At 40.2% G+C, this 7,445-nt stretch carries 6 protein-coding genes and 3 other annotated features; of the genes, 5 read left to right on the top strand and 1 reads right to left on the bottom strand.

Annotation, left to right across the window (positions count from 1 at the left end; genetic code table 11):
• The first annotated feature begins 181 nt into the window (after positions 1–181).
• Positions 182–387: a binding site (T-box leader), on the top strand.
• Positions 388–457: 70 nt separating this feature from the next.
• Positions 458–664: a binding site (T-box leader), on the top strand.
• A gap of 129 nt (positions 665–793) precedes the next feature.
• The 5 genes from AC1DRF_RS12935 to AC1DRF_RS12915 all read left to right on the top strand — a co-directional run bounded on the left by AC1DRF_RS12935 (position 794) and on the right by AC1DRF_RS12915 (position 5,841).
• Positions 794–1,867, top strand: a complete 1,074-nt coding sequence (locus tag AC1DRF_RS12935) for a bifunctional 3-deoxy-7-phosphoheptulonate synthase/chorismate mutase (RefSeq protein WP_013057698.1) — start codon at positions 794–796, stop codon at positions 1,865–1,867.
• A 6-nt stretch (positions 1,868–1,873) separates the two neighbouring features.
• Positions 1,874–2,074 (top strand) — a binding site (T-box leader).
• A 48-nt stretch (positions 2,075–2,122) separates the two neighbouring features.
• A complete protein-coding gene (gene aroC, locus AC1DRF_RS12930; protein WP_013057697.1) occupies positions 2,123–3,289 on the top strand; it encodes a chorismate synthase in 1,167 nt (388 codons plus the stop codon).
• 20 nt (positions 3,290–3,309) lie between these two features.
• A complete protein-coding gene (locus tag AC1DRF_RS12925; protein ID WP_477740880.1) occupies positions 3,310–4,167 on the top strand; it encodes a prephenate dehydrogenase in 858 nt (285 codons plus the stop codon).
• A gap of 15 nt (positions 4,168–4,182) precedes the next feature.
• Positions 4,183–5,454, top strand: a complete 1,272-nt coding sequence (gene aroA / locus AC1DRF_RS12920; RefSeq protein WP_427076009.1) for a 3-phosphoshikimate 1-carboxyvinyltransferase — start codon at positions 4,183–4,185, stop codon at positions 5,452–5,454.
• Between the two features lie 141 nt (positions 5,455–5,595).
• Positions 5,596–5,841 (top strand): hypothetical protein, encoded by a 246-nt coding sequence (locus tag AC1DRF_RS12915; protein WP_043981503.1) that lies wholly within the window; start codon positions 5,596–5,598, stop codon positions 5,839–5,841.
• 42 nt (positions 5,842–5,883) lie between these two features.
• On the opposite strand, the gene AC1DRF_RS12910 is transcribed toward AC1DRF_RS12915, so the two are convergent.
• Positions 5,884–7,428, bottom strand: coding sequence for an FAD-dependent oxidoreductase (locus AC1DRF_RS12910; protein ID WP_097825206.1), 1,545 nt, complete (start codon positions 7,426–7,428; stop codon positions 5,884–5,886).
• Positions 7,429–7,445 lie beyond the last annotated feature (17 nt).

Below are 7,445 nucleotides of genomic sequence, written 5' to 3'. Positions count from 1 at the left end.
GATATGGGTTTGAAGGAGCTATGGTTTTTAAAAAATAAAAAAAATTAATAAAAAGTGTTGACGAAGATAAAAAAACCATTCATAATACAAATCAACATCACACAACATTACACACAACTTGGAAGCGACAAACAGTTTCAAACGATCGGAACTGATTATCTAAGTACACATACATAGTCAATACTGAGCGTTGATAGGAGCACTAGTAGAAAAAATTTCCCTGTAACAGAGAGCTGACGGTTGCTGCGAGTCAGAACACAAATTTTTTCGAAGTACATTCCTTGAGCATCTTTTCCGAGTAGGAAAAGACGGCCTAGCCGTTATTTTAATGAAGAGGCAAGCAAAATGCTTGCAACTAGGGTGGTACCGCGAATTTTCGTCCCTACTGACTCTTAAGAAAAATCTTAAGGGTGAGTAGGGACTTTTTGTATTTCGGCCCATTATAATTTTATATCCATTACAAGCGATGAAAAGAGCATAGTAGCAAAATCTTCCCTGTATTCAGAGAGCTGATGGTTGGTGCGAATCAGTACAAAAGAGATTGCGAATTACATTCTTGGAGCTTTCTTTTGGCAATAGTCAAAAGCGGCAATAGCCGTTATCTTAATGAAGAGGCAAGCAATGCTTGCAATTAGGGTGGTACCGCGATCAATTCGTCCCTACTGATACAACAATCAGTAGGGACTTTTTGTATATCCGCATAAGCGGCTGTGTAGGTGTAAAACGGATTTTTCAATACAAACTAAACGAGAAGATCCGTTCAAGGTTATAAAATCAAAGGAGGATTTTTAAAATGACAAAATCACTAGAACAATTACGAGGACAAATCGACGAAATAAATTTAGAAATTTTAGAATTATTAAATAAACGCGGTGAAATCGCACAAGAAATCGGAAAAGTAAAAGGTACACAAGGTGTGAATCGCTTTGATCCAGTTCGTGAACGTAAATCGTTAGATCAAATCTTAGCTAACCATAATGGACCATTCGAAGCTTCAACAATTCAGCATATTTTCAAAGAAATTTTCAAAGCAAGCTTAGAGCTTCAAGAAGACGATCACCGCAAAGCACTTCTTGTATCTCGTAAAAAGAAATCTGAAGATACAATCGTTGACATCAACGGTACAAAAGTAGGACCTGGAAACTTAGAATTTGTAATGGGACCATGTGCAGTAGAAAGCTACGAACAAGTAAAAGAAGTGGGCTTAGCGCTTAAAGAACAAGGTATTACGTTAATGCGCGGCGGAGCGTTCAAACCACGTACATCACCTTACGATTTCCAAGGTCTTGGAGTGGAAGGCTTAAAAATCTTACGTCAAGTAGGCGATGAACTAGGCCTATCAATTATCAGTGAAATTGTTTCTCCTCAAGATATTGAAACGGCTCTCGACTACGTAGATGTGATTCAAATTGGTGCACGTAATATGCAAAACTTCGAGCTATTAAAAGCTGCAGGTTCTGTAGACAAACCGATTCTTTTAAAACGTGGATTGGCAGCAACAATTGAAGAATTCATTAACGCTGCTGAATACATTATGTCTCGCGGAAATGGAAACATTATTCTTTGTGAACGCGGTATCCGCACATACGAGCGTGCAACACGCAACACATTAGATATCTCAGCTGTTCCAATCTTGAAAAAAGAAACGCATTTACCAGTTGTAGTAGACGTAACGCATTCAACAGGACGCAAAGACTTATTATTACCATGTGCAAAAGCAGCGATTGCTATCGGCGCAGATGCTGTAATGGCAGAAGTTCATCCAGATCCAGCAGTAGCACTATCAGATTCAGCACAGCAAATGAACATTCCTGAATTCCACAAATTCATGGAAGAATTAAAAGGTGCAGCAGTAAAATTATCTTAATTTCATAGTGATACAGTGATAAGAAACTAGTAGCAAACATTTCCCTGTCTCAGAGAGCTGACGGTTGGTGGAAGTCAGTACACAAATGTGAGCGAATTACACTCTTTGAGTACTCTTTTACAGAGCGGTCAGCGGATCGTTAACAATTCGAGGTGGCAAGCAATGTTTGCAACTAGGGTGGTATCGCGAGAAAAACTCGTCCCTATGGCGTAGGGGCGAGTTTTTTTATTTTTATAACAGAAAGGAATCGATAATATGAGATATTTAACAGCAGGAGAATCGCACGGACCTCAATTAACAGCGATTATTGAAGGAGTACCGGCAGGGCTTGAATTGACAGCTGAACATATTAATGAAGATTTAGCAAGAAGACAAAAGGGACATGGGCGCGGACGCCGCATGCAGATTGAAAAAGATCAAGTTCAGATTAAAGGCGGGGTTCGCCACGGTGAGACGCTTGGTTCACCTATTGCTTTAGTCGTTGAAAACAAAGATTTTACTCACTGGAGAAATATTATGGGTGCTGATCCAGTCGATCATGATGAAGAAGTAAAGCGACAAATTACAAAACCTCGTCCAGGTCATGCTGATTTAAATGGAGCGATTAAATACGGTCACAGAGATATGCGAAACGTATTGGAACGTTCATCTGCTCGTGAAACGACGGTACGAGTAGCCACAGGCGCAGTTGCCAAACAAGTACTAAAAGCTGTAGGCGTAAATATTGCATGTCACGTGCTTGAAATCGGCGGTGTGAAAGCTGAAAAAACGGCATATGAGTCACTGACAGAACTTCAGGAAAAAACAGAAGCGTCGCCTGTTCGCTGCTTAGATGAAGAAGCGGGACAGAAAATGATGAAAGCAATCGATGATGCAAAAGAAAATGGAGACAGCATTGGTGGCGTAGTGGAAGTAGTAGTAGAAGGAATGCCTACTGCAGTGGGAAGTTACGTGCACTATGATCGTAAGTTAGACTCAAAGCTAGCTGCTGCTATTATGAGCATTAACGCGTTTAAAGGCGTTGAAATCGGCGTAGGCTTTGAAGCAGCTCGCAGACCGGGAAGTGAAGTCCATGATGAAATTCTATGGGATGAACAAAACGGCTATACGCGTAAAACGAACAATGCGGGAGGTCTAGAAGGAGGCATGACAACAGGGATGCCGATTGTTGTGCGAGGCGTCATGAAACCTATTCCTACCTTATACAAGCCGCTGCAAAGTGTAGATATTGATACAAAAGAGCCATTTGCTGCAAGTATTGAACGCTCAGACAGCTGTGCAGTACCGGCGGCAGCGGTTGTAGCAGAATCAGTGATTGCTTGGGAACTAGCATCTGCTATTATCGATCAATTTGGGGCAGATCGAATTCAGTTAATTCAAGAAAACGTAAAAAAACATGAAGAATACGCAAAGCAATTTTAATGAATAGAGGAGAATGAAAGGTGAAAACACGTGTATTACTTATTGGCGTCGGCCTTATTGGAGGATCATTAGCGCTAGCTATGAAGAAGCATCGTCACGTCACAGTCGTTGGAGCTGATATCAATACAAATGAAGTACAAGTAGCCAACCAGCTAGGTATCGTTGATTATGTAGCTGAAGATATAAAAACAGAAGCAGCCCAAGCAGATTATATCGTGCTTGCTACTCCAGTAGAGTACACGACAGCATGGATACACGACCTTTCTACTTGGAAGCTTAAAGAAACGGTTATCGTAACGGATGTCGGAAGTACCAAAGGTGAAATTATGAAAGCAGCCGAAGCGCTGAATAAGAAACGTATTTCATTTATTGGCGGACATCCGATGGCTGGTTCTCATACGAGCGGTGCAGTCAATGCACGAGCGGATTTATTTTGTTCGGCGCGCTATATTTTAACGCCGTTTGAAAATGAGCAAAAAGAAAAAATAGATGCGCTTATGCATTTGCTAGAGCCTACAGGTGCAMAATTTGTACCGCTTGATGCAGCTACTCATGACCAAATCACTGGAGTTGTCAGTCATTTACCTCATGTGATTGCGACCAGTCTTGTAAGACAAGTAAAAGGATATTCAGCACAGAATCATCTTGTCACGGAAATGGCAGCAGGCGGTTTTCGAGATATTACGAGAATTGCTTCAAGCAATCCTCATATGTGGAGAGATATACTAAAACAAAACCGTTCTATGCTTTTAACATTGCTTGATGACTGGATGAAAGAAATGGAACAAGTAAAACTATTAGTAGAAAAAGGTGACGGTCACGAATTATTTGATTACTTTTCAGATGCCAAAGAATTTCGTGATTCGCTTCACGCATAAAAGGAGAGACATATTGTGACAGTAAAAGCTTTACGAGGAACGATTCAAATTCCAGGAGATAAATCTATTTCTCACCGTTCCGTTATGTTTGGTTCGATTGCAGAAGGAACAACAACGATTAACGGGTTTTTGCCAGGTGACGATTGTCTTAGCACTATTTCCTGCTTTCAAAAACTAGGTGTAGATATTCAAATGATTGATGAACAAAGCGTGGTAGTGAAAGGAAAAGGGATACAAGCTCTAAAAGAGCCATCTGATATTTTAGATGTTGGCAATTCGGGCACCACGATTCGCCTCATGATGGGGATTTTAGCAAATACACCCTTTCATTCAACATTGATTGGAGACGAATCTATTGCCAAACGCCCTATGAAGCGTGTGACCGGTCCGCTTCGTGATATGAATATTCATTTAGACGGTCGAAAAGATGCTAATTTTACACCGCTTGTTATTCGAGGTGGGAAAGCAAAAGGTATACACTATACATCGCCCGTTGCAAGCGCACAAGTAAAATCAGCTATTTTACTTGCTGGACTGCAGGCGGAAGGACTAACTTCTGTAACGGAACCGGCGAAATCACGTGATCATACAGAACGTATGCTAGAGGCATTTGGTGTTAAAGTCGAAGAAGAAGGCTTAACCGTTTCAATTGAAGGCGGTCAAACGTTAAGAGGAACGCATGTAGAAGTCCCTGGTGATATTTCGTCAGCTGCATTCTTTTTAGTAGCGGGGGCTATTATTGCAAACAGCCGCATTGAAATCCAAAAAGTTGGAATGAATCCGACTCGAACGGGTATTTTAGATGTGCTTTCAAATATGGGCGCTTCAATCGAAACAATCAAAGAAACAAAAGAAACAGCGGAACCCTATGCAGATTTAGTTGTAGAAGCTTCTCACTTAAAAGGTACGGAAGTAGGCGGACACTTAATTCCACGCCTAATTGACGAAATCCCAATTATTGCACTAGCTGCCACGCAGGCAGAAGGGATTACAGTTATTAAAGATGCTGCAGAGTTAAAAGTCAAAGAAACAAACCGTATTGATACGGTAGTGAATGAGTTAACCAAAATGGGCGCTAACATTGAAGCAACGGAAGATGGAATGATTATTCACGGAGGTGCAAAACTTCACGGAGCAAATGTAAACAGCCACGGAGATCACCGTATCGGTATGATGCTTGCTGTTGCCTCTTGTATTGCAGAAGGGGAAACAATTATTGAAAATCGTGACGCGGTATCCGTCTCTTACCCGCAGTTTTTTGCTCACTTAGAGTCTTTACAGCAGTAAATTCCCTTATTATGTTAAAATAGCAGTTTGAAAGTTATAAGGAATTTATAAAATTAAAACCAATGACTCTATATTTCGCCTGAGAAATCCGATATAATCATTACAACACCTCTAGTATTAAATAGAATTTGGTGAATGATTATGTTTTTGATGATTGTCTACATCGGGGCCATTTTATTTTTTATAAAAATGTTTATGGATCGAGATTTTATTTGGTTTTTATTCCTATTGCCATTTTTGATGTTTGTTATGTTTTTTGAAACAGACTATCTTGATCATGTCCCTGAATCTGGAAGGTTAATTATCTTTACATTTTCTTTTTTAGTCATTTATGCAATGGTTTTGGTGTATAATCGATACTTTAGAAAAGAAGAATGTAAAGAGTAAACTCAAATGTGAATCCATTGATAATGATAAAAAAAGCATGCCCTACGGCGTGCTTTTTTTATCGCTTGAATTGACATCCACTGGTGTAAGCGGCTTTTTAGCAGGGCCTTCTACCACAGATCCGTCGTAAGAGAAACGAGAGCCGTGACAAGGGCAGTCCCACGTGCGGTCACCAGCGTTCCAATTTACTTCACATCCTAAGTGCGTGCATGTAGTATCGACGCAGTGAAGGTTCCCCTGAGGATCTTTATAAGCCCCCGTACGTTTGCTGTTTACATATACGACCGACCCTTCATCATTTTGGAGCTGATCCAGTCCTTTTTCAGGCATTGAAAACTTACCGGTAATAAAGTGTTCAGCCACATCAAGATTTTGACGAAAGAAATGCTTAAGGCTAGGGTCCGCATAAAAACGAGATGGATTATACAACTCTGCATATGGGTTGTCTTTTCCGGTTATTGCATCTCGAATAATATGTGCTGCAATGGTGCTATGAGTCATCCCCCATTTTTTAAATCCGGTGGCAATAAAGATATTTGGCTTGCTTTCTTTAATGGGACCGATATATGGAATTTTATCAAGCGTAAATAAATCTTGTGCAGACCATTTATAACGAAAATGTTGAACAGTAAAATTTTCTTCGGCAAACCTCTGAAGGGACTCATAGTGGAACATAGTATTAATTCCTTGTCCAGCTTTGTGGCCTTCTCCACCAATTAAAATGAGTTCTTCTCCGTCAACTTTTGTTGAACGCAGAGAATGAGTAGGCTGATCAGCACTTAAATACATGCCTCCAGGGTAAGTTTGTTCAACTTTTGCTGCTAACACATACGAACGTTTGGCATACATACGCGTATAGTAAAAGCCCGCTCCATCATAAAATGGAAAGTGTGAACACGCCACTACATATTTGCAAGAAATTCGATGTCCGTCTCTTGTGACAACGGTGGGCGACGTGCTTTCTTCTACATCCGTTGCTACGGTGTTTTCAAAAATCGATCCGCCGTTTTCTGTGAATTTTTTTACTAAATGAAGCAGGTATTTTAACGGGTGAAACTGAGCTTGATCTTTCATAATAGCTGCTGCCCTAATATCAAAACTAAAAGGAATCTCTGTTGCAAATTCACATGGAATATGTAATCGCTGATAGGCTCGAAATTCTTTACGAACTCGATGATCAAACTCCAGCGTTTCTCCGTACAAGTAAGCATCTTGTATCGAAAAATCACAGTCAATGTTTTCCGTTTGAATTAAGTTTTTCATAAACTGCAGTGCTTGTTCGTTTGCTTTATAATACAGCAGCGTTTTTTCTTCGCCAATGTGTGAAAGCAACTCATCGTAGATAACGTCATGCTGAGCTGTAATCTTTGCTGTTGTGTGACCGGTTGTACCATTTAAAATATTATCAGCTTCAATTAACGCCACGTTCAGTCCTTCTTTTTGTAATAAATAAGCTGTTGTAATACCGCTAATACCGCCTCCTACTACTACAACATCAACTTTTCGATTTTCTGAAAGAGATGGGTATGTTGGAAACTTTAAATGATCGCGCCAGTAGGGCTCAGTATCCTTTGGGATATTTGCCAATTTATTCACCTCCATAT

The sequence above is a fragment of the Priestia sp. P5_B4 genome, from assembly GCF_056400385.1.
The sequence above is the reverse complement of the archived record's forward strand: the minus strand, read 5'-3'. Positions and strand labels throughout refer to the sequence as shown.

Coding starts and splice junctions, on each gene's coding strand:
- aroC (WP_013057697.1), top strand. CDS start 2,123: ATGAGATATTTAACAGCAGGAGAATCGCACGGACCTCAATTAACAGCG.
- AC1DRF_RS12915 (WP_043981503.1), top strand. CDS start 5,596: ATGTTTTTGATGATTGTCTACATCGGGGCCATTTTATTTTTTATAAAA.
- AC1DRF_RS12935 (WP_013057698.1), top strand. CDS start 794: ATGACAAAATCACTAGAACAATTACGAGGACAAATCGACGAAATAAAT.